This is a genomic window from Bacillus aerolatus (assembly GCF_009183655.1).
GTDB classification, from domain to species: Bacteria; Bacillota; Bacilli; order Bacillales; family Domibacillaceae; genus Pseudobacillus; species Pseudobacillus aerolatus.
Window position 1 is genome coordinate 97,630 of record NZ_WEIO01000008.1, and the last position, 22,797, is coordinate 120,426.

Here is a 22,797-nt window from a genome sequence, read left to right on the forward strand (position 1 = left end):
TTATATCAAGGCAGCTGGATCCATATATACTGGCGGCCAATCACCACTTCAATAGCGCAAATCTTCTTGTTATTCATTGTATGTGCAATGAATCAATCTGAACAATATATAGTTTGCATTTAATTCATCTTTTTTCGAGAACGGTAGGAATGTAAGCGCTAACCTTTTTGGTTTTTTTAAAGAGTTAAAGAATCAATAACGCGCTGTGAAAGTAGGTGAGACTTTTGCTGCAATAAAAACAGCAGATGCTCACCGCCCTTTTTTATTGCTGCACGAGCTATGCACGAACCTTTCACAACTATGCACATATAAAAAAAGCCCTTTCAGCCAAGCGGCCAAAAGAGCTCTCAGTTAATTCCCTGCAGATACGGTCATATACATATCCCGGTCATTATCTTTCTTGCACCAATATCCTTTCACGTCAAAGCCATATTTTTTTAATTGGCGGATGCTCAAATTACGTAACACTTTATCTGAGACGATAACAACGATTTCTTTTTTTGCGATTTCGTTATGCTGTCTGGCTAAGTAAGGAAGTGGTATTTGGATAGCTGAAGTAATCGGATCGTGGTGCGCTACATGAAAGTCGCGCACGTCAACGAGCAGTGTGTCTTCGTCTTTGTTTAATACGGCAATTTTTTCTGCTCCAACAACTGGGACATAACGTCTATATAACACCGGCAAAGCCAGTAATATGATAATTCCTAAAGCAATAACCATATTCTCCTCCAACTAATTGATTGTTCTCATTTATTTTAAAAGTATATTGTTGGCGGATAAAACACCGTTATATACCCTACGATGTATAATAAATTAAATGCATTAATCAGTCAAGTTTTTGGAGTTTCTCATAGCAAAGTTCCATTTAGGGAACAACAATAGAGGAACCTGCCGACACAGGTTCCCTTTCGCCATATATATTTTCAATTGAACAATCTTTTAGTTTATTTCCACCGCTTTTTTCACAAACGCAGCAATCACATCAACAGACAGATCAAGATTATTCGTCAATATACTGTTTTTTATATAAGACAGCTTATTCCCTTCAACAGCATATGATTGGATGTCCAATATATTATCAATGTGCATGATGCCTTTATTCGTAATCATCGGCTGTGTAATCTTATCTCCACCGTTTTCTATAGGAGATAAAGGAATGGCATCGGTACCGTTAAGCAATCCTTCTTCCGCTAACCGAGCCAAAGATGTTTCATAAGCGGCAGTATCCATCCCTTCTGTCAGGATTTCATGCAATTCAGCCATTATGTTCGGGTCATTTCCTAAATAGTATTGAACATAATACGCCAGAACAACTTGTTCTTTTATTGTCAGTTTTTCCATTTCCTCTCCTCCCTTTAATCCTTATTATTCGACAGAATGATAAAAAAATCCTGCAAACAAAAAAAGAAACAGACGAGCTCTGCCCGCCTGCTGTTAAACTAAATACCTGTAAGTTATCCTTCTTTTTTTACAGCTGTCAGCGAAGGCTTTTTCTCTTCCTCTTTGTCATCATCAGAAACTAAACCTTTTGCAGCACTCTTGAATTCGGTTAATGTACGGCCGAATGCCCGGCCGACTTCCGGCAGCTTCGAAGGCCCAAAAATAATCAGGGCAATGACTAGCACGAGAATTAATCCGGGAATTCCGATATTGGAAATCATCTGATCGTCTCCTTCTTTTTCCTCTTATTTGACTGTCACATTTCGTTGTTATCCAGCAAGCACTACATTAATTCGGCACTTTTTTTCGCTTTTTCTCCATTTGCTTTTCGTGGGCACGGCCATGAGCGCGGTGGCGGTCTTCTTCCACCTCAGCTGACTTTTGTACACCGTGCGGCACTGCTATGGACGAGACTTCTTTCAATCCCTTTTCGTCTTTTTCATAAACGAGTGAAGCCCTTGTTGAAATGTCTGCCCCTGCCTCAGTTACAAACGGCACCACGCGATAATCGGCTCTCCATTGTTCCGGAGTGACCCGGCAGCGGACATAGCCCCGGTAATTGTTAAAAAATTGAATGTGCGGATTTTCTGCAAGTGTGCGGTCTGTGTCAGCACGAACGTCAGAACCGTTTCCGCCGGATGTAATCGACGTACCGACAAACTCAGCACCGAGTACCTTCGAGTTTTGGTCGTTATAATCCGCCTTCAAGTTAGAAGCCCAGCTCGCATGAACGTCACCAGTCAAAACGATCATATTATTCATATTTTTGTTTACGGCAAAATCGGTAATCCGCTGCCGGGCAGCCGGATAGCCATCCCAGGAATCCATGCTGAATTTTGGTGCTGTGCTTGTTCCAAAGTTGCGCTCCGCGAAAAATACTTGCTGAGCTAGAACGTTCCATTTCGTCTTTGTTTTTCCGAGATTTCCGAAAAGCCATTGCTCCTGTTCGGCACCAAGCAGTGTACGCTTCGGATCAAGCGACTCTGGTGAATGCGGTTTGCTGCCGTCGCCATTTGCCTGGTCATCACGGTACTGGCGTGTATCAAGAACATAGAAGGAAGCAAGGTCACCATACGTAAAATCACGGTATAATTGCATGCCTGAATCGTGTGGCAGTGACGATCTTCGGAGCGGCATATGTTCATAATATGCCTGATAGGCAGCGGCGCGGCGCTTAATAAATGCTTCAACCGACTGGCCTTTTTCCGGAATAACATTCGCATAGTTATTTTCCACCTCATGATCATCCCAAGTAACGACCCATGGAAAAGCAGCATGTGCGGCTTTCAAGTGTACATCGGAGCGGTACTGAGCATGGCGGTTACGGTAGTCTGCAAGCGTAATGATTTCAGGGCCACTGTGCGAACGGACATTTCCTGTCGGAGAAACATATTCATTTGGACCGTATTCATATATGTAATCACCTAGATGGAAAACTAAATCAAGATCTTCTTTAGCCATATGCTGATACGCAGTAAAATAACCGTGTTCAAACTGCTGGCACGAAACAAACGCAAACGTCATACTGGCTACGCTCGCACCGATTGCCGGAAGTGTTTTTGTTTTACCAGCCGGACTTAGTTCGTTTCCTGTTTTGAAACGGTAATAATAGACGGTGTTGGGCTTCAAGCCTTGTACTTCCACATGAACGGAATGGGCAAGATCAGGGTGGGCAATTTCAGTTCCGCGCTTGATAACCTTGCGGAAATGTTCATCTGTGGCAAGTTCCCAATTCACCGGCACAGCATGAGAAGGCATACCGCCGCCATTAAGCGGATCCGGAGCAAGCCTTGTCCATAAAACCACACTATCAGAAAGCGGATCGCCGGAAGCCACACCAAGCGTAAACGGATAGTTATTAAACTTCGGAGCTGCTTCGACTGTAAAAGCTCCCATTGACTGAGCGATGGCAAGACCGAGTGACGCTCCTGCCACTTTGCCGGCCCCGGAAAGAAAACTGCGGCGCCCCATGTTTTTTTGCAAGCTTTCTTCATTAAATCGCTTGATCAGTTCATCCAACGCACCTTCATTGTTCATAACCCCTTCACCTCTTAAAAAAAATGATGTAAACAAGGCTGATTATAAATGGATTTTATTAACTAAGTGTGAAGATCTGTAAAGATGAGAATGTGACAGCTAGTAAAACCGGGCTTATATAGGCAGGACTTTTGAATGTAAATAAATTCTATTTTTCTCATTCTTCCTCAGTACCTGACAAAATTCTCAATTCTGTATAGCCCTTAATTCCCTGAATTATTAACAAGATATTCATAAAATATTAATAATTTCAAACATGCATCTCCGTCCGGTTTCTTTCTGCTTATTCATTAATCCGTCCAAACAATCTTACCCACCCATCGTATTCTGCCCTTTTTGAAGAGTCAGCTGTTCTGTAGCAGCTTGTTTGTTCAGCTGCATAGATAAAATGAACGCCAAAAGCAACAGCCCGCAGCAAAGCAATAACGACGAAGGGATTCCACCAAGATGGTCAATCATCCAGCCGCCAAGCCCAGGACCAAGCAGCTGGCCTGCCGCAAAGTAAACCGTAACATACCCTAAAGCAATCGGTGCATACGATGGATGAATCTGCTCTGTCGAGAGAGCCTGTATGAGAGCAAGCATCCCGACAACCGTGCTCCCCCAGAGGAACTGGCTAATAACAAACCCCATGTACACAGGGAATACGATAGGAATGCCCATCGATAAGGCTCCCAGGAAAAGCGTGATGAGCAGAGACTTTTTCCGACCGATCTTATCCGAAATCGTTCCCCACAATGGCCCGCTAAAAATGGACATAACGCCACTAATAGCCATTATTTGACCAGCACCATACTGATCAATACGGGCTTCTAAAATGTAACTAAACAGGAAGCTTTGTGGAATTAAATAAGCAAAGCCAATCAATCCATAAATGAATGCGACGAGCAAGACTCTTTTATGCAAGTACACCTCACGAAGAAGAGAATCACCTTTTTGCATAGTTTTACGTAAAGGTACTGGCGGATCTCGAAGAATGAGCTGGGCAACGAGGGCAGATAATAAAGAGAGCAGCCCGTATGAAAGCCAGAGATATCGCCAGCCGTTAATAGAAAACCAAGCCGTAAAGAATGGGATAAGTGAGCTGGAAATGAGCGTTCCTAATCCCAATCCACTACCGAGAAACCCAATCATCCTCCCTCTTTGCTGAGGGAACCACCCGACAACAATATTTACGAGCGGAGTATACGTAAAAGCCGTACCAATACCGAGAAGCACCATCCCTGCCAGGCAGGAAATGAAGCTTTGAACAAAGGACAAATATAGCAAACCGCAAGCTACAAGCAGCGTCCCAACGATGACCAACCGCTTGGAACCCCATTTTGCGGCCATAATACCGGCAAAGAGAACCAGCCCTAAATATCCAATTGATGATGCTGTGCCCAGCATCCCTGCCTGTTCGTATGTAAGTGATAAACTTTCCTTCATAAAAGGCATAAGAATTCCGTAAGACATCCGGCCAAAGCCGAGCGTGCTAATTGTTACCATGATACATGCGAAGGCATATTTCCAAACTTGCTGCTCCTGCCCCATTACTCCACCTCCATTTAGCTATTCAGCTAGTTCCGATTCCTTCACTAGATTAATATGTATCATTACATTTCCGGAACTTGAATCGTTCTACTTATTTTACAATATTTCCAATATTTAATAAATGGTTAAGAATACTTTAATACCTGCTTTACTTTGAAAGGCTACATTTAATAGGGGGATCAGGTTGGACCAATTCACCGGATTGATGGGCGCAGCTCAAGCACATAATCATCTGTGCCTCACCTTAATGCACGTCTATCAGGAGATTCACATTCACATACTTATTTTCCTAAAAATGAAAAGGAGGTTTTTAATGTGAGTAATCAACCATTTCAAAAAGGCTTGGACAGAAGAGATTTTTTAAAAGAGGGAGGTATGGCGACTGTTGCTTTAACGCTGGGCAGTACAGGTGTGTTTTCACTTGGTTCCCATACATTTGCAAAGTCAGACGGTAAAAAAGTTAGTTTTAGCGGTTATGGTCCCTTAGTCAAAGATCCAGGAGGAATCCTTGATCCCCCTCAAGGATTTCAATATCGGATCGTTTCTCAGGAAGGCGGGAAATTGCCAAATGGCGCCCCTGTTCCTGGAGCTTTCGATGGGATGTCAGCCTTCCAGCGCCATGGCATGCCTATTTTGTAAAAATAAAAAATCAGACTCTGTTGTAAATAGTCTAACAATCTATCATTTACAGCCTAAAATGGCAGGAGGATATAGTTGTCATGAAAAACCAAAAAAAGCAAAGCAAACGGGCGCGGCTCCAAAGGATTTGGTTCATCTTGCATGCCGCTTTATTAACGGCGACCCTTACCGGTTTCGCGAGCAACACTCACGCACAGGAAAACACTTTTGCACGCGGACAATCGACGAATGTTAAAGTGATGTCTTATAACATCCATCACGCGGAAGGAGAAGATGGTGTGTTAGACTTGGAGCGAATTGCTCGAATCATTGGAGGCTCCGATGCCGATATTATTGGTTTGCAGGAAGTGGACAACCATTGGTCCAGTCGCAGCGACTTTCAAGATCAGGCAAAAATGCTCGCTGAACGTCTTGGGTTGTTCTATGTTTACGCAGCAAACCTTGACCTCGAACCTGTAAACGAAGGAGATCACCGCCGTCAATATGGTACAGCGATATTAAGCAAATATCCAATAATCAAATCAGAAAACCATCTGCTCTCGAAAATTGGAAGCACAGAGCAGCGCGGTCTGCTCAAAGCAACTATTAACGTAAAAGGGAATCACCTGCATGTGTACAACACACACCTGGCCCTGACTTCTGCGGAACGCGAAATGCAAATGAAGCAAATAATTGAAATAGCGAATAAATCCAAAGGCCCAAAAGTAATCATGGGAGATTTGAACGCCACACCAGAAAGCAATGAAATGAAACCGATCATCTCCGGGTACGTGGATGTTTTTGCAAATACAGGCTCTGAAGCCAACACTTATCCTGCAGATCACCCTTCCAAAAGAATCGACTATATATTCACTTCGAAGGATATCGAAACAGTAAATGCCCAAGTCATTAACACCTTGGCTTCTGATCATCTCCCTCTTACTGCAGAGATTGTATTGGAACGTGAAGCACCATTTTATAATGGATAGAAATAACCTCCCCCCTTCTCTTCTTTTAGAGAAGGGGGGGTATGACGTTAAAGGTGCTTAGCTTTTTTCTTTTCTTTTCTTTTCGGACAAACGAATCCCAGATGGCGTTTTTTATTTTCACTTTTCTTTGTCCATTCCCCGCATGGTCTTGCTATAATGTTGTTTACGCCATTTCTCAGCCTTACTTTGGCAAGCTTATAGATAAGTATGGGGTACGATACATCGTTTCTTTTAGTATTCTGGTATTAGCCACTGATTACAAAAAAGCCAATCGAAAACGATTGGCTTTCATTTTTAAATTTCCTCATACAGATCATGTTTGATGTCATTGGCTCCACTTAAATGATTTCATTTCTTTTAGCACAGAAAGAGAGTATTCCCAATTATTCATCGTTGAAGGTATGTTTAGGTGTTCATTAGGAGTGTGAACTTGGTGTATATCAGGCCCAATCGAAATCGCATCTAATCCAGGGATTTTTTCCAGAAAGATGCCGCATTCAATTCCAGCATGCACTGCGATAATTTCAATATCAGTACCATATTTCTCTTTATACACTTTTTCAAATACTTTTCGAATGTTTGAGTCGGGATTATATGGCCACTCTGGATAATTACAATCAGCAGCAAACTGGCAGCCAAGTGTATCTGCTATTAGTTTGGCTTTATTAACTATATTGTCCTTTAAACTTTTTACCGAACTTCTCGTATCACTTTCAAACTTTATTTCTGTATCTGATGTTGTAACCACCCCTAAATTGGTTGAGCTTTCAACTAACCCGTTTATCTCCATACTCATGCTTTGAATACCGTTTGGAATTAACATCAGTGAGGTAATTGCTTTACACTTTGTGTCTTCTGAAAAAACCTTGGTAATATTATGCTCTATGTTTTTCAGCCCTACATATACATCCGGGTCAGAAGTTTGCAGCTCGTTTTTTAACATAACATTCCACTCGTCAATTTTATTTTCTAGTTTTCTGACAGCGTCCGGATGGAGTAAAATACTTGCATCAGCTTCCCGCGGAATGGCGTTTACCGCTGATCCTCCGTTGATTTGTCTAATAAAATAAGGGACTTCAGTTGATAAATCATATAATAATCGACCGATGATTTTGTTGGAATTTCCCCTTTCCTTATCAATAGATATTCCAGAATGTCCTCCCTTTAATCCTCTAACACTAATATTATAAGCCTGTACGTCCTTAGAAGCCTCTTGCCAAACAATCGGAAGAGTTTGGGTTACTTTGATTCCGCCTGCACCGCTTACCAATAACTTGTTATCTTCTTCCGAATCAATATTAATGAGGATTTTACCGTCAAAGTTAGCAGGATCAACAGCTAGAGCTCCTCCCATGTTAGTTTCTTCTTCCGTTGTGATCACAATTTCAAGAGCTGGATGAGGGATTTCATCTGAATCTAATAGTGCAAGAGCATAGGCGACAGCAATACCATTATCAGCACCTAATGTTGTATCTGTTGCATATAGCATGTCCCCTATAATTCTTAGCTGAAGTGGATCTTTTTCAAAGTTATGTAGAGTCCCTTCATTCTTTTCACAAACCATATCCATATGTCCTTGGATAATGATGGTTGGTATATTCTCATATCCAGGTGCAGCTTGCTTTTTTATAATGACATTGAATGCTTCATCCTGTATGACCTCTAAATTGCGTTCTTTTCCAAAGCGAACCAAATAATCGCTGATCGCTTTCTCATTGCCAGAACGTCTAGGAATATTTGATATTTCTGAAAAATAATAAAATACCGGATGTTTTTTTAATTCTTCTAAACTACTATACAAGCTGATCATCCTTTCGTCTTTAAATAACCTTATCCCCCCATCGTGTTCTGCTCTTTTTGAAGAACCAGCTGTTCTGCCGCTGCCTGTTTGTGCAGCTGCGTGGATAAAACGAACGCTAAAAGCAATAGTCCACAGCAAAGCAGTAAAGTAGATGGGATTCCGCCAAGATGGTCAATCATCCAGCCGCCAAATCCGGGTCCAAGGAACTGTCCTACCGCAAAGTACACGGTGACATACCCTAAAGCAATAGGTGCAAAAGATGGATGAATCTGCTCTGTTGATAATGCCTGAATGAGAGAAAGCATACCGACGACCGTAATTCCCCAAAGAAATTGGCTGATGACAAATCCTAGGTACATAGGAAAAATGATAGGAATCCCCATCGAAACAGCTCCTATGAAAAGCGTAATGAGCAAGGACTTCTTCCGTCCAATCCTGTCCGAAATTGTTCCCCACAACGGTCCGCTAAAAATGGACATCAAGCCGCCTAAAGCCATAATTTGACCGGCAGCATAGCGATCGATGTTAGCTTCTAAAATAAAGCTGAACAGGAAGCTCTGCGGAATTAAATAGGCAAAGCCAATCAATCCATAGATGATTGCGACGAGCAGTACTCTTTTATGCAAGTACACTTCACGAAGAAGAGAATCATCTTTTTGAGCCGTGTTACGGGCAGGTATGGGCGGATCACGAAGGACGATCTGCGCAACCAACGCCGACAGTAAAGAAAGCAGTCCGTATACAAGCCAGAGATATCGCCAGCCGCTCTCAGAAAACCAAGTAGTGAAAAAAGGGATCAACGCGCTTGAGATGAGTGTCCCTAATCCCAATCCGCTGAGGAGAAATCCAATCATCATCCCTCGCTGCCGCGGAAACCAGCCTACCACAATATTAACGAGAGGTGTATAAGCGAAAGCCGTCCCGATACCGAGAAGGATCATCCCTGCCAGACAGGGAAGAAAACTTTGCGTCCACGGCAAATACAGCAAGCCGGAAGCGACAAGCAGCGTCCCAACGATGACTAATCGCTTCGAGCCCCACTTTGCGGCCATAATACCGGCAAAGAGAACCATCCCCAAATATCCGATCGAAGCAGCTGTGCCTAATATTCCCGCCTGTTCGTACGAAAGCGATAAACTTTCCTTCATAAAAGGCATTAATATCCCATAAGACATCCGGCCAAAGCCGAGTGTACTAATTGTCACCATAACGCACGCGAACGCGTACTTCCAAATGTGCTTTTCCTGTCCCATCAATCCACCCCCTATTTACACATTCATTTCTTCCAGTTCCTTCACCAGATTAATATATATTGTTAAATGTTCAGTTCAGTCATTAATAACTTCTCCAGTAATGTAAAAAAGCCTTTCCATTCACTTTATAATATTTTCAATTTTTAATAAATTATTAAAAATACTTTAATACTCGCTTTACTTTGAAAGACTACATTTAACAGGGGGATCAGATTGGACCAACTCACCCGATTGATAGGCGCAGCTCAAGTACATAATCATCCTTACCTCATCCTACTGTACGTCTATCAGGAGATTCACATATTTATTTTCCCAAAAATGAAAAGGAGGTTTTTAATGTGAGTAATCAACCATTTCAAAAAGGCTTGGACAGAAGAGATTTTTTAAAAGCGGGAGGAATGGCGACTGTTGCTTTAACACTGGGCAGCACGGGTGTGTTTTCACTTGGTTCCAATACATTTGCAAAGTCAAACGGTAAAAAAGTTAGTTTTAGCGGTTTTGGTCCCTTAGTCAAGGATCCAGGAGGAATCCTTGATCTCCCTCAAGGATTTCAATATCGGATCATTTCCCAGGAAGGCGGGAAACTGTCAAATGGCGCCCCTGTTCCTGGAGCTTTTGACGGAATGGCAGCCTTCCAGGGACCTCATAACTCTACTATTCTCGTTCGTAACCATGAACTTGGCAGCAATGCCGCCAACCCTGTCATTGGAAAAAATTCTTACAATAAAAATGTTGCGGGTGGAACGACAGCTCTTATCGTTGGTCCTAACCGAAAATTAGTCAGTGAAGTCGTCAGCTCTTCCGGAACTGTACGCAATTGTGCAGGAGGTGCTACACCGTGGGGAACATGGTTGACTTGTGAAGAAACCGAAAGCAATAACAGCGGATATGCACACGGATATGTATTTGAAGTAGATCCTGAAGACCCCGAGAATAATATGTCTAAAGCGCCGATTAGAGAAATGGGATTCTTTTCTCACGAAGCATGTGCGATTGATCCGGCAACAGGCATTGTGTACTTGACAGAAGATGCTTCGCCAAGCTTTCTGTACCGGTTTATTCCAAATGACCGCAGCCAAAAACTCGGTTCTCTTCAACAAGGCGGTACACTGCAAGCGGCCGCAATCGAAGAGGTGCCTAATCAAAAAGCGAGTGTCTTTAAAACTGGACAAACTTTCGGAATCATTTGGAAAGATATCGACCCTGAAAATGCAAATGACGATGCTAAAGCAAAAGGCTGCATCCAGTTCAGCCGCTTAGAAGGAGCATATTTTGCTGGGGGGGTATTTTGGTTTGATGACACATCGGCCGGCGCGAAAAAGCTCGGACGTATTTACCGTTATATTCCCGCTACAAATACATTGGAGCTGTTTTACGAGGCATCAGATGCGAACGACATGGAAATGCCCGATAATATTTGCATTACACCATGGGGCGACCTCTGGTTTGTAGAAGACGGACCGGGAGTCGACCGCATTATCGGCATCACGCCGGAAGGTGAAATTTATCAGTTTGCCGAAAACAAGCTCAATGGCTCTGAGTTATGCGGACCCACTTTCTCATCCGACGGCAAAACGTTTTTCGTCAATATTCAAAGCCCTGGTATTACCTTTGCGATTTGGGGACCATTTGCCCGGATCAATGCAGCACGTCAGCGCCAAATGAGCCACGCCGCTCCGCCAAAACATTTTGCGCCCGCTATTTCAGATAAACTTACTGCTTTTGCCGAGCAACAAGGCATGTCTCCGCTTGAAGCAGCAGCCTTACATCGCCACGGGATGCCAATTTTATAATGGAGAGAATGAACCTAGCCCCTTTGCCACTACGGCAAAGGGGTGTTTTTATAAAAGTTGATTGGTTATACACTTTAAACAAATAAGAACGGCACATGGTACGCCGACATCTGAATCATCGCTATAAAAAATAATTTATTATCAACACCTAAATCAAACACAGTTTCTGAATAAATTTTAATCTTTATTTTATGCGACTGTAATGAGTAACGTCTATTATTACAATTAATAACAAACCACTAAATAATTTAGATAAAAAAGATTGAATAAATAATTGGGAGGTCTTTGCTATGTTTTCAAACTTTAAAGTAAAAAAGTTATTTGAAAATCAAATTCACGAAAGACATCAATTTTCGATAAATATTAAAGGTTACGACTATCAAGGGATTTATCGCGATGGAGAAATTAATTGGTTTCACCCTATGCCTATTCAGACTTTAGAGGAGAATCAAGTTGACGCCATTGAATGTAAAGTCCATCAATTGATGAGTAAAAGTATTGAAGCCACTGAATCTAAAGTTCATCAGTTAATGGGAACACATTTTGAGGTAAAGAAGTTGTTTGAAAATCAAATTCACGAAAGACATCAATTTTCAATGAATATTGAAGGAAACGACTATAGAGGGATTTATCGCGATGGAGAAATTAACTGGTTTAACCCAATGCCTATTCAAACTTTAAAGGAAATTCATTTTGAAGCAATTGAATCTAAAGTTCACGAGTTGATGGAAGAATATTTTGAACAATAAAAGGAAACCGTAAGATATCATCCTTATTGTACGTACATTTGTGCTGTATTGAGTAAAATCCCTCCTGATGTTTGTCTTTGCCTTTATACCATCGAAAAAGAGGTATTGTTGCCTAAAAAACTGATAAAAATATAAAAACAATAACAAATGTTTTAAAATTAAACTAGGGGGGATTCGATGACAAAGAAAAAAATCCTTATCGTAGAAGACGAAATGAAAATCGCCCGGCTCTTATCTCTGGAACTTGAATATGAGGGCTACGAAACGGATACAGCAGAAACAGGCAAGGAAGCACTACAAAAAATAAAGTCAGATTCTTGGGATTTAATTTTACTTGATATTATGATTCCAGAGTTAAGTGGAATAGAAGTCCTTCGCAGGCTGCGGGAAGACGATGACCTGACTCCTGTAATTTTTTTAACGGCAAAGGATACGACTTTAGATAAAGTAAGCGGCCTTAACCAAGGCGCCAATGACTATGTGACGAAACCATTTTCTACTGAAGAACTTCTTGCAAGAATACGTGCCTGTCTGAGAACGGTACAAAAGCAGCCAGCTGCATTAAACGAGTTAAGGACAGAAGATTTAACCGTCAATTTATATACAAGAGAAGTACAACGCGATGGAACATCAATCGAGTTGACTCCGAAAGAATTTAACCTGTTAGTATATTTGATGGAAAATGAAAACAGGGTTTTGGAACGGGAACAGATTATCTCACATGTGTGGGGTTATGACTACACAGGGGATACGAATGTTGTCGACGTATACATTCGCCATTTAAGAAAAAAAATCGATGACGACTTTGAACACCCCTACATTCAAACAGTTCGCGGTGTAGGTTACAGCCTTAAGGTGAAAGGCTCATGAGTATCAAAACGAAAATCTACGTTTTTTCAGCAAGTATTCTATTTATTATTTTATTAATTGTAAATGCCTCCATTTACTTCATATACATGAAATCTCAAATAAAAAACGAAGCTGATAATTTGCTCGATGAAGCAGAACTGATTGCGGAAAAGGTTACACTCTCTGAGCTGTCGCAACCCAGCCATGAAAATCCGCTCCGGTCATATATTATTGATGATGGGATGATCCGTTTTGTTAATAAAGAAGGACACGTCATTCACGAAGTGGATGACGAGAAAGAACTAAAGGAACTTAAGCCTATCTTTAGTAATGAAGAAAAAGATGAAGAAATAATCGTCCATGGCGAGAAATATCTAGCCGTTAGTTATCCTGTTTATTCCGGCAGCCGTTTCATCGGAACGCTTGAAATAGTCAAAACACTTGATGATATCATTGATAGTATTTCGCTTTTATTATCTATCCTGTTTTGGGCCTCTATTGCTGCCCTTTCCCTTTCTATTTTAGGCGGAAAAATATTATCGAACCTCCTTTTAAATCCCGTTTCAGCTATGACGAGAACGATGAAGGCAGTTGAGGAAAGCGGTGAATTCAAAAAAATTGATCCGGCTAACCGTTCAAAGGATGAGCTATACAAAATGGCGATGACGTTTAATTGTATGATCGACCGGCTCAAAGAGAATTTCGAAAAGCAAAAACAATTTGTATCAGATGCTTCCCATGAATTAAAGACTCCTTTAACAGTAATCGAGGGCTATGCCCTGTTACTTAAGCGTCGGGGAGCGGAGAACCATGAGATTCGTGAGGAGGCGATTGAAGCCATACATTCAGAGGCAGAACGAATGAAAGAAATGACAAAGCAAATGCTGAGCCTTGCTTCCGCCGAAGGAGGTCAGGAAAATATGAAACGAGAGCAAATTGATCTCGCTAGTTTTTGTGAACAAATCGCAAATAAATTTAAAAAAATATACAATCAAAATATTATCGTTTTTCCGTCACCCGAAAATTTAACAGCCTATTGGAACTCACAGCAATTGACACAAGTATTGTCAAATGTATTGGATAATGCACTAAAATATAGTAAAAAAGATGTTGAAATTAAGCCCGGGAAAATTGGCAGCCGGACAGCCATTCAGGTTGTGGACCAAGGGGTTGGTATACCTAAAGAGGATATTGCAAATATTTTTGAACGCTTTTATCGCGTGGATAAGTCCCGTCATCGCAAAACAGGCGGAACCGGACTCGGACTTCCAATCGCAAAAGCAATTACAGAAAATCATGGGGGCGAGATTATTGTCGAAAGTGAAGAAGGAAAAGGGACAACGGTAACGATTTACCTGGACTAGCCTTGAAGTGATATTATGACTGAATTCTTAATACGAGGTTTTTTCACTTTGATAGAGAGGGAAAACTATTTTAGTATAGCACCATCCAGATTTCCGAATGGTGCTATACTTTTTTATTCAATTTTATAGTACAAAGATTTTCCTATTAGGAACGATCATTAAATAAGCATTAATTATAAAGATCATGTAATGCTTGTTGCAAGGTTGCTTTTGTTTTTACATTACTGAAATTAACACCAATCGATACGAGTGTTTGAGCGGCTTCCGGACGCAAGCCAGTTAAAATAGTTTCTACTCCAAGAAGTTTCAAGGAACTTACAACTTTAAAAACCTGATCGGCTACCATTGTATCGACAGTTAACACCCCTGATAAATCCAATACGAGGTGCGACAATTTTAGATTATTCGCTGCTTTTAGTGCCGACTCCATTAATAGTTGTGCTCTATCTGTATCTATGTTCCCTATCAAAGGCAAAATCGCAATCTCTTTTGTAACAGGAACGACAGGTACAGATACTTCCATAAAGGCCGCTTTCGCTTCTGTTAAGGCTGCCTGATGAAAATGAACAAACGTTAAACTAAAATAATATATCGCCTCATCCAGGAGAGGATCAATGATAGAACCGGCTTCAAAAACGGTATCTACTGACATATGATGTTTTTTTACTTCTTCTTTAATTGCTTCCCATATAAAAGTTCGATAAAATTTAGTGTCTTTCAGCGCTTCATCCAAAGGGATACCTAAATCATAGATCGCTTTTCCTGTTTCTTTGCCCCAATTTGAAATCATCTCTGCTGTTGTTTCTTTATCCAGCTGCTGTTTAAGAGCTTCTCCAAATAAATGAATGAAGTCTGCCCTCATTTTAAGAATGTCTTGCTCAATAACTGCTAGTTGTTTTTCTTCTTCCTCACTTATACCGGCAAGTCTATGTTTATGTACTTTTTCGGCAATTTCAGCTTTCTTTTCGATCACTTTTTCTCCAAGAAATTGTATCTCGTTATTCATTTTTCTTCCTCCTGAATCTATCGACCATCATTAAATATTTTTGCACATCTTCTATAAAGTTCTTAGGCTTTGAGGATAGCCGCTCCTTTAGTTTAACATAACACAATTATCTTAATTATTGAAAAAGAAAAAGACTGCTTTGGATATTCCAAAGCAGTAGCAGTCTTTCTAGCATTTTATATAGAACGGAAGCATTCTTTCAACGTGTTAACGATAAATGTAAAGTCTTCTTCTGTAATGCTTAACGGGGGGGCGACCTGCAGCACGTTATTAAATCCAGCCACTGTATCGCCATTCTTGCCGATAATCAGCTTTTTCTCTTTACAAAGGCTGATTACCTTATTCACCACTTCTGTACTTGCCGGCTTTTTCGTGCTCTTGTCTTCAACTAGTTCAATGCCGATTAGAAGCCCTTTTCCACGGATATCGCCTATAAGCGGCAAGTCTTTTATCTCTTCTAATTCTTTTAATAACCGCTCTCCAAGAATCTGCGAGCGTTCAATCAATTTTTCATTCTCGTAAATCTCCATATTTTTCAGCGCCAATGCACAGGCTGCCGGGTTGCCGCCGAATGTATTTACGTGACGGAGACGGTCGTATTGCTCATTGCCGCAGTACGCTTCGTAAATCTCTCTTTTAACTGCTGTTGCAGAAAGTGGAAGGTAAGCACTTGTTATCCCTTTCGCCATTGTAATAATATCCGGCTTCACATCGTAATGCATAAATCCAAACGGTTTGCCTGTCCGGCCGAACCCGCAAATTACTTCATCACAAATGAGCAGAGCTCCATGCTTTTCGCAAATCTCTTTAACCTTTTTCATGTAGTTCTGTGGAGGAATCAAGCAGCCTCCGCCTGAAATAATCGGTTCCATAATCATTGCAGCCACTGTCTGACTTAACTCCCAAGTCATGACCCGATCAACTTCCTCCGCACTTTCAAGGGTTTGTTCATCATCAGGATTACGGTATATGTCCGGTGGATTTACATGGATAAACCCGGGAGCGAGCGGTTCGTATTTATATTTACGCTCAGCCTGGCCTGTTGCCGCCAATGCGCCCATTGAATTCCCGTGATAAGCCCGGTAGCGGGAAATAAATTTGTACCGCCCGTGCTCCCCTTTTTGTTGATGGTATTGGCGCGCTATTTTAAAAGCGGTCTCATTCGCTTCTGAACCACTGTTGGAGAAAAAGATAACATAATCGCCGTCAAGCCACTCGTTCAGCTTTTCAGCTAATTTGATGGCAGGAACATGGCTTTGTGCCAAAGGAAAGTACGGCATCTCCAGCAATTGTTCATAAGCAGCTTCCGCCAGCTCCTTTCTTCCGTAACCAGTATTCACACACCAAAGACCCGACAAACCGTCCAGATATTTGTTGCCTTCTACGTCCGTCACCCAGGCACCTTCTGCCTTCTGCACAATTAAATTTCCCGGAGTGGGAGCCGAACCTCTCATCGCGTGCCAAACAAAACGTTGATCTTTCTTTTGCCAATCTTGTCCTTTTTCTGTCACCTGCATGAATTCTCGCCTCCACTTCTCTATATTAATAACGAGCGGTCATCATCTTTTTACGCGTGTAAAACTCTACTCCATCTTTGCCATTCGCATGGAGATCGCCGTAGAATGAATTTTTGTAGCCGGAGAATGGGAAGAAAGCCATTGGAGCCGGCACTCCTAAATTAATGCCGAGCATGCCGGCGTCAATTTCTTCGCGGAATTCCCGAATAGCTTTCGCGCTGTCTGTATAAAGACAAGCTCCATTCGCAAACTCAGATTCATTCGTGATTTCAATTGCCTCTTGAAGACTTTCAGCACGGACGATGGAAAGCACAGGGGCAAAAATTTCATCCTGCCAAATTTTCATATTCGTTTTCACATAGTCGAAAATGGTTGGGCCAACAAAATAGCCTTGCTCATTTTCGCCTTCTTTTCTGCCATCGCGAACAAGTACGGCTCCTTCTTCTTCACCACTGTCAATGTACTTAATCGTCCGTTCTTTATGAGCTTCACGGATGACAGGTCCTAGAAACACGTCTTTCTCCATCCCATTGCCCATTTTTATTTCATCCGCTTTTTGCTTCAGGCGGCTGACTAATTTATCAGCGATATCTCCGACAGCTACAACAACAGAGGCAGCCATGCAGCGTTCACCTGCTGATCCGAAAGCGGCGCTTGTAATGTTTGCTGCTGCGTTTTCTAAATCCGCATCCGGCATAACGATCGAATGGTTTTTTGCCCCGGCGAGTGCCTGTACTCTTTTGCCATTGGCCGCGGCTGTTTTGTAAATGTATTCGGCCACAGGTTGTGAACCGACGAATGAAACAGCTTTTACATCTTTGTGCTCAAGAATCCTGTTCACAACATCGTGAGCGCCGTGAACAATATTTAGAACGCCATCCGGAAGGCCAGCTTCTTTAAACAGCTCGGCTAAACGGTTCGCTAAAAGAGGCGTACGTTCAGATGGCTTCAATACGAAAGTATTGCCGCAAGCAATGGCGAGCGGGAACATCCAGCACGGGACCATCATCGGGAAGTTAAATGGTGTGATGCCGCCGACTACACCGATCGGATAGCGGTACATCCCAGATTCGATGCCTGCAGCAATATCGGGCAGCTGGCTGCCCATCATTAACGTAGGAGCTCCAGCGGCGAATTCCACGCATTCGATGCCGCGCTGAACTTCTCCATATGCTTCGTTATAGCTTTTTCCATTTTCAAGTGTGACAATCTGAGCGAGCTCTTCCCAGTGCTCCACCAGCAGCTGCTGATAACGGAACAACATGCGGGCGCGCTGCGGGACAGCCACTTTCTTCCATGTTTGAAATGCTTCCCTAGCGGCTGCTACTGCCTGATCAACGTCCTCTCTCGTAGAAACTGCGAGTCTGGCAATCACTTCATCTGTCGCCGGATTGGGAACTTCCTCTATTTTCTGACTGACTGATTCTGTCCATTGTCCATTGATAAAGTTTTTCACTGTTTTTACTTCTTTTGTGACTACCATTATAAAACCTCCTGAAAGTTTTTTAGCTACCTTAATAGTTTTATTATATTCTCGTTGGATAACGCTTTCATTAGACACATAGTAAAAACATTCGGAACATTATGATACATTATGGATGATCTTCCTCTCTTCCCCTTACGTTGTGTCCTTTGTTAGAAAGATATAGTTGAAAAAGATCAATTAATTGTAGCTCTACATTTAATCTTTAAATAAAAGGCTCTTTTCTAAGAGATTGTTGCTTTTAAAACGAAAACTGTTAAAGGTTGATTGGAGCGGAAGTGCGAGACTCCTGCGGGAATAGCGGGACAGGCGAGACCCCACAGGCGTTTACGCCGAGGAGGCTCACCGCCCGCCCCGCTCTAATAGAGCAACTCTCGCTGCAATCAACCACACCGCACTACTTGGTAAATAGCAACAAATTTTGCGAAAACAGCCAAATAAAAAAAGGAGTTTCAAGCATAGGCCTCAAATATATATGTTATGCATTTATGAGCTTACGTGCGAGCGGAGACCGTTTTCCAAAAAACATTATAAAAAACAATGTAAGCGCTTTTAAAATTTTTCTCTACGTGCCTAACAATCTTTCAATTCTCTTGTGATAACGCAATCAACACTTATAAAGGGAGGGTTCAAATTGGAAAGAAGTGCTTACCGAGGAGTCAGCTACAAAGAAGCAAGAACCGTAATCCACACCCAAAAATATGAACGCAATGAATCAAGAGCCTTTAATAATGGAGTTGCCGCCCGATCTTCATTTGGACCGGGTGTTTATCTCATTAATGACCTGGAGCTGGCTGCGCAATATGCATTTTGCCACGCTGAAGTGGAAGAAGAAGAGATAGCCGTCGTCCTTAATCAAAAGATCACTTTTAAAAACCCTTTTATTTTGAATTACCAATTTAGTGAAACCCGATTACGGAAGGAAGCTTTGCGCTGGAAGTACACCGGAAGTCATTTCCCCGCCAATAGAATCGCCAACAACCACTTAGAACTTTCCAAACAAATAGGAAATGATATAAGAGAATACCTTTTAGCCCGTTCACATGATGGTATTATTTATCATATTGATGATGAAATTATTTATTACGTTTTATATAACCAGGAAAAACAGCTTAAAGATATAGATGTGGAATTAGTATTTAATATTAACGGCTCAGAAAAAAACGTGTCATCAGCTATATATAGCATCTCCAAAATTAAACATAATTAATGAATCTTCCCTAGTGTTGTTTATAAGACTATCTCCTATAGAAAACCTTTCTTTGAAATAAATTAAAGAAAGGTTTTCTGCGCTGCCAGGCAGAATGATGAATTATTTTCACATTTTTTGTCTCGCATCATTTGACGCCAATAATTAAATCAATTCTTTCTGTTGTGCAATGATTAAATTAGAAAAATATTTACGCGTATCTGCCGTTAAAATGTGAAGTTCTATTTTCTCTTCGATATCATTCAAATCCAGCTTTGAACGTTCAAATGTTAGATAAGCACCGCTTAGATCTTCACGAACAGCCGTGATTGTGTACCCTTTTTCGTATAACTCATCAATTTTCTTTTTTTCTTCTAAAAATTCCGCGTAAGATGACATTTTTCTATCCTCCTCACTAATGAATTTATTGATCCGTTCATTCGGCTATTAAAATACTTTTTCAGCTATTTTAGCCTGGCTTTCAAAACGTTTTCTTTTCAGATATTGCCCTGTTCCTCGTTTGCCAACAAATTCTTTTTCACGAATGACAAATTCGCCGCGTGATAAAACTGAAATTGGTTCCCCTGTAATCTTCATGCCTTCGAATGCACTGTAGTCGACATTCATATGGTGCGTCTCAGCGGACAAAACTCTTTCTTTATTCGGATCAAAAATAACAATATCCGCGTCGCTGCCAACGGCAATTGTTCCTTTTTGCGGGAATAACCCAAATAGCTTAGCAATTCTTGTTGAGACGATATCAACAAATTGATTAATAGATATCCGGCCTTTTTTTACGCCTTCCGAAAATAAAATACTAAAACGGTCCTCTATTATCGGGCCCCCGTTCGGTATTTTTGTGAAATCGCCCAATCCTAACTCTTTTTGGCTTTTAAAATTAAACGAGCACTGGTCCGAGCCAAGTGTCTGTAACTGACCGGTCTTTAACGCATTCCATAATACTTCCTGGTTCCACTTTTCACGGAGAGGAGGAGACCATACATACTTGGCCCCTTCAAAATTCGGCTTCTCTAAATAGGACTGATCCAATACGAGATATTGCGGACATGTTTCTCCCCAAACTTGATAGCCTTTTTTTCGGGCCTCTTCAATTTTTTCTACAGCTTCAGCGCAGGACACATGCACAACATACAACTGGGAATCAGCAAGTCCCGTTAACTGAGCTGCTCTTCCGGTAGCTTCTCCTTCTACTTCCGGGGGTCTTGTTAACGCATGATAGATCGGATCAGTATTGCCCTCTTTTAATGCTTTATTAACTAAAAAGTCAATGACATCCCCATTTTCAGCATGAACCATAACAAGAGCGCCATGCTCTTTCGCCGCTAAAAGCGTGCGGAACAATGTTTCATCATCGGCCTGAAAGACATTTTTATACGCCATGAATACTTTAAAAGATGTTATACCTTCTTCCTCAATTACTTGAGGTATTTCATTTAGTACATTCTCATTAACTTCACCGATCATGAGGTGAAAACCGTAATCAATAACAGCCTTGTTTTTTGATTTTTCATGCCATGTTTGAATAGAATTTTTTAACGGCTCTCCTTTATTTGTTAAACAAAAATCAATCACAGTAGTGGTTCCCCCATAGGCTGCTGCAATAGTTCCCGTTTCAAAATCGTCACTTGTAACTGTCCCTCCAAATGGCATATCTAAATGGGTATGCGGGTCGACCCCTCCAGGAAATAAATAGGCTCCTTTAGCATCAATTACTTCATCAACATTTTTACTTAAGTTATGACCGATAGCGGCGACTTTTCCATTTTCAATAAGGATATCTGCTTCATATTGATCTGTTGCAGTGACGACAGTTCCATTTTTAATTAATTTTTTCATTAATCATTTATCCTCCCTTTAAAAAATAGTGCAAGTCATTTCTACAGATCTATGAATTACAGATAGGCAGTTTGATCGCTTCTTGACGCTGGTTCCAAGTCATCGGTTCCCCATTTGGAATTTCTACCATACTAATAGCACCGTCCACCGGACAAACAATTGAGCATAGATTACACCCTACGCAATCTTCTTCCCGTACTTCAAGATACGCGTTGCCATTTTCTGATGTCAGCATATCGATACATTGGTGAGAGGTATCCTCACAGGCGATATGACACTTATTGCAATTTATACAAACATCATTATTAATGCGGGCAACCACTTTATAATTTAGATCCAGATGACCCCAATCAGAGTATTTTTCAACCGATTGGCCAATAAGGCCGGCAACTGACTCAATCCCCTTGTCGTCAAGATAATTATTCAGCCCATCCACCATATCCTCGACAATACTGAAGCCATGATGCATTGCAGCTGTACACACTTGAATGCTTCCTGCTCCCATAAGCATAAATTCCACTGCATCTTTCCATGTGGACACCCCACCCATTCCTGAAATCGGTACATTAATTTCAGGGTTGCGTGCACACTCGGCTACCATATTCAAAGCGATCGGTTTAACTGCCGGTCCGCAATAGCCGCCATGGGCCCCTTTTCCTGCGACATTCGGAATGGTCTTCCACGTATCGATATCCACTCCGGCTAAGCTGTTAATTGTGTTGATCATACTTACAGCATCTGCTCCGCCCTGTACAGCTGCATAAGCTGTTGCGGTAATATCAGTAATATTTGGAGTCAATTTCACAATAACCGGCACCTTTGCCGCTTCCTTCGCCCAATAAGTTTGCTTTTCGACCAGTTCAGGCACCTGTCCGGAAGCAGACCCCATACCGCGTTCTGCCATTCCATGCGGGCAGCCGAAATTTAGTTCAAAGCCATCCACGCCAACATCCTGCACTTTTTTTACGATTTCATGCCATTTTTCCTGTTTAGGTTCAACCATTAGGGAAGCAATAACGGCGTGATTCGGAAACTTCTTTTTTGTTTCATATATCTCTTGCAAATTCACTTCAAGCGGCCGGTCAGTAATTAATTCAATATTGTTAAACCCGACAACGCGCTGGCCGTTAAAATGAGTCCCGGCAAATCGGGAAGATACATTTAAAATGGGTTCCCCTAAGGTTTTCCACACCGCTCCTCCCCAGCCTGCTTCAAAAGCCCGCTGCACTTGATATCCTGAATTTGTTGGCGGAGCAGAAGCAAGCCAAAAAGGGTTGGGTGCTTTAATGCCGGCAAAGTTTACACGTAAGTCTGCCATT

Annotated in this window: 20 protein-coding genes; 7 read left to right on the top strand and 13 right to left on the bottom strand. The window is 41.6% G+C overall.

The features are described from left to right. Window positions 1–351: 351 nt before the first annotated feature. The 5 genes from F9802_RS13605 to F9802_RS13625 all read right to left on the bottom strand — a co-directional run bounded on the left by F9802_RS13605 (window position 352) and on the right by F9802_RS13625 (window position 5,010). Window positions 352–720, bottom strand: a complete 369-nt coding sequence (locus F9802_RS13605; RefSeq protein ID WP_152152863.1) for a rhodanese-like domain-containing protein — start codon at window positions 718–720, stop codon at window positions 352–354. Window positions 721–939: 219 nt separating this feature from the next. Next, window positions 940–1,341, bottom strand: a complete 402-nt coding sequence (locus F9802_RS13610) for a hypothetical protein (protein WP_152152865.1) — start codon at window positions 1,339–1,341, stop codon at window positions 940–942. Between the two features lie 113 nt (window positions 1,342–1,454). Beyond that, window positions 1,455–1,661, bottom strand: coding sequence for a twin-arginine translocase TatA/TatE family subunit (locus F9802_RS13615; RefSeq protein WP_152152867.1), 207 nt, complete (start codon window positions 1,659–1,661; stop codon window positions 1,455–1,457). A 67-nt stretch (window positions 1,662–1,728) separates the two neighbouring features. Further along, window positions 1,729–3,477 (bottom strand): alkaline phosphatase D family protein, encoded by a 1,749-nt coding sequence (locus F9802_RS13620; RefSeq protein ID WP_152152869.1) that lies wholly within the window; start codon window positions 3,475–3,477, stop codon window positions 1,729–1,731. 309 nt (window positions 3,478–3,786) lie between these two features. Continuing rightward, on the bottom strand, window positions 3,787–5,010 hold the full coding sequence (locus F9802_RS13625) for an MFS transporter (protein WP_152152871.1): 1,224 nt from the start codon (window positions 5,008–5,010) through the stop codon (window positions 3,787–3,789). Between the two features lie 315 nt (window positions 5,011–5,325). Between F9802_RS13625 and F9802_RS13630 the strand changes: the two genes are divergently transcribed. Both F9802_RS13630 and F9802_RS13635 read left to right on the top strand, forming a co-directional pair. Next, a complete protein-coding gene (locus tag F9802_RS13630) occupies window positions 5,326–5,649 on the top strand; it encodes a twin-arginine translocation signal domain-containing protein (RefSeq protein WP_225435352.1) in 324 nt (107 codons plus the stop codon). A gap of 80 nt (window positions 5,650–5,729) precedes the next feature. Next, complete coding sequence (locus tag F9802_RS13635; protein WP_152152873.1) at window positions 5,730–6,617, top strand: endonuclease/exonuclease/phosphatase family protein; 888 nt, start codon at window positions 5,730–5,732, stop codon at window positions 6,615–6,617. Between the two features lie 325 nt (window positions 6,618–6,942). On the opposite strand, the gene F9802_RS13645 is transcribed toward F9802_RS13635, so the two are convergent. Together F9802_RS13645 and F9802_RS13650 are read right to left on the bottom strand one after the other, a co-directional pair. Then, window positions 6,943–8,418, bottom strand: coding sequence for an aminoacyl-histidine dipeptidase (locus tag F9802_RS13645; RefSeq protein WP_152152877.1), 1,476 nt, complete (start codon window positions 8,416–8,418; stop codon window positions 6,943–6,945). 29 nt (window positions 8,419–8,447) lie between these two features. Then, entirely contained in the window at window positions 8,448–9,671 is a 1,224-nt protein-coding gene (locus F9802_RS13650; protein WP_152152879.1) for a YbfB/YjiJ family MFS transporter, read from the bottom strand. A 338-nt stretch (window positions 9,672–10,009) separates the two neighbouring features. On the opposite strand from F9802_RS13650, the gene F9802_RS13655 reads away from it, so the two are divergent. The 4 genes from F9802_RS13655 (at window position 10,010) to F9802_RS13670 (ending at window position 14,426) form a co-directional block, all read left to right on the top strand. Then, window positions 10,010–11,464, top strand: a complete 1,455-nt coding sequence (locus F9802_RS13655) for an alkaline phosphatase PhoX (RefSeq protein WP_225435353.1) — start codon at window positions 10,010–10,012, stop codon at window positions 11,462–11,464. A gap of 290 nt (window positions 11,465–11,754) precedes the next feature. Beyond that, window positions 11,755–12,213 carry a DUF5342 family protein gene (locus F9802_RS19725; protein ID WP_191991974.1) on the top strand — a complete coding sequence of 153 codons (459 nt, stop codon included), beginning with the start codon at window positions 11,755–11,757 and terminating at the stop codon, window positions 12,211–12,213. Window positions 12,214–12,390: 177 nt separating this feature from the next. Then, entirely contained in the window at window positions 12,391–13,083 is a 693-nt protein-coding gene (locus tag F9802_RS13665; protein WP_152152881.1) for a response regulator transcription factor, read from the top strand. Further along, a complete protein-coding gene (locus tag F9802_RS13670; RefSeq protein ID WP_152152883.1) occupies window positions 13,080–14,426 on the top strand; it encodes a sensor histidine kinase in 1,347 nt (448 codons plus the stop codon). The genes F9802_RS13665 and F9802_RS13670 overlap by 4 nt, the downstream gene beginning before the upstream one ends. A 169-nt stretch (window positions 14,427–14,595) precedes the next feature. Here the strand turns inward: F9802_RS13670 and F9802_RS13675 are convergent, their stop codons facing one another. The 3 genes from F9802_RS13675 to F9802_RS13685 all read right to left on the bottom strand — a co-directional run bounded on the left by F9802_RS13675 (window position 14,596) and on the right by F9802_RS13685 (window position 18,432). Next, window positions 14,596–15,432, bottom strand: a complete 837-nt coding sequence (locus F9802_RS13675; protein ID WP_152152886.1) for an STAS domain-containing protein — start codon at window positions 15,430–15,432, stop codon at window positions 14,596–14,598. Between the two features lie 176 nt (window positions 15,433–15,608). After that, window positions 15,609–16,949: an aspartate aminotransferase family protein gene (locus F9802_RS13680; RefSeq protein WP_152152888.1), complete on the bottom strand. Its 1,341-nt coding sequence runs from the start codon at window positions 16,947–16,949 to the stop codon at window positions 15,609–15,611. Between the two features lie 25 nt (window positions 16,950–16,974). Continuing rightward, window positions 16,975–18,432 carry a CoA-acylating methylmalonate-semialdehyde dehydrogenase gene (locus tag F9802_RS13685; RefSeq protein WP_152152890.1) on the bottom strand — a complete coding sequence of 486 codons (1,458 nt, stop codon included), beginning with the start codon at window positions 18,430–18,432 and terminating at the stop codon, window positions 16,975–16,977. 634 nt (window positions 18,433–19,066) lie between these two features. On the opposite strand from F9802_RS13685, the gene F9802_RS13690 reads away from it, so the two are divergent. Then, entirely contained in the window at window positions 19,067–19,642 is a 576-nt protein-coding gene (locus tag F9802_RS13690) for a hypothetical protein (protein ID WP_152152892.1), read from the top strand. 144 nt (window positions 19,643–19,786) lie between these two features. Here F9802_RS13690 and F9802_RS13695 read toward each other — a convergent pair whose 3' ends face one another. Genes F9802_RS13695 through preA form a run of 3 tightly spaced genes read right to left on the bottom strand, consistent with a single transcriptional unit; the run spans window position 19,787 to window position 22,796 of the window. Further along, window positions 19,787–20,020: a hypothetical protein gene (locus F9802_RS13695; protein ID WP_152152895.1), complete on the bottom strand. Its 234-nt coding sequence runs from the start codon at window positions 20,018–20,020 to the stop codon at window positions 19,787–19,789. Between the two features lie 48 nt (window positions 20,021–20,068). Next, entirely contained in the window at window positions 20,069–21,478 is a 1,410-nt protein-coding gene (hydA, locus tag F9802_RS13700) for a dihydropyrimidinase (protein ID WP_152152897.1), read from the bottom strand. A 49-nt stretch (window positions 21,479–21,527) separates the two neighbouring features. Further along, window positions 21,528–22,796 carry an NAD-dependent dihydropyrimidine dehydrogenase subunit PreA gene (preA, locus tag F9802_RS13705; protein WP_152152899.1) on the bottom strand — a complete coding sequence of 423 codons (1,269 nt, stop codon included), beginning with the start codon at window positions 22,794–22,796 and terminating at the stop codon, window positions 21,528–21,530. Between the last annotated feature and the right edge of the window lies 1 nt (window position 22,797).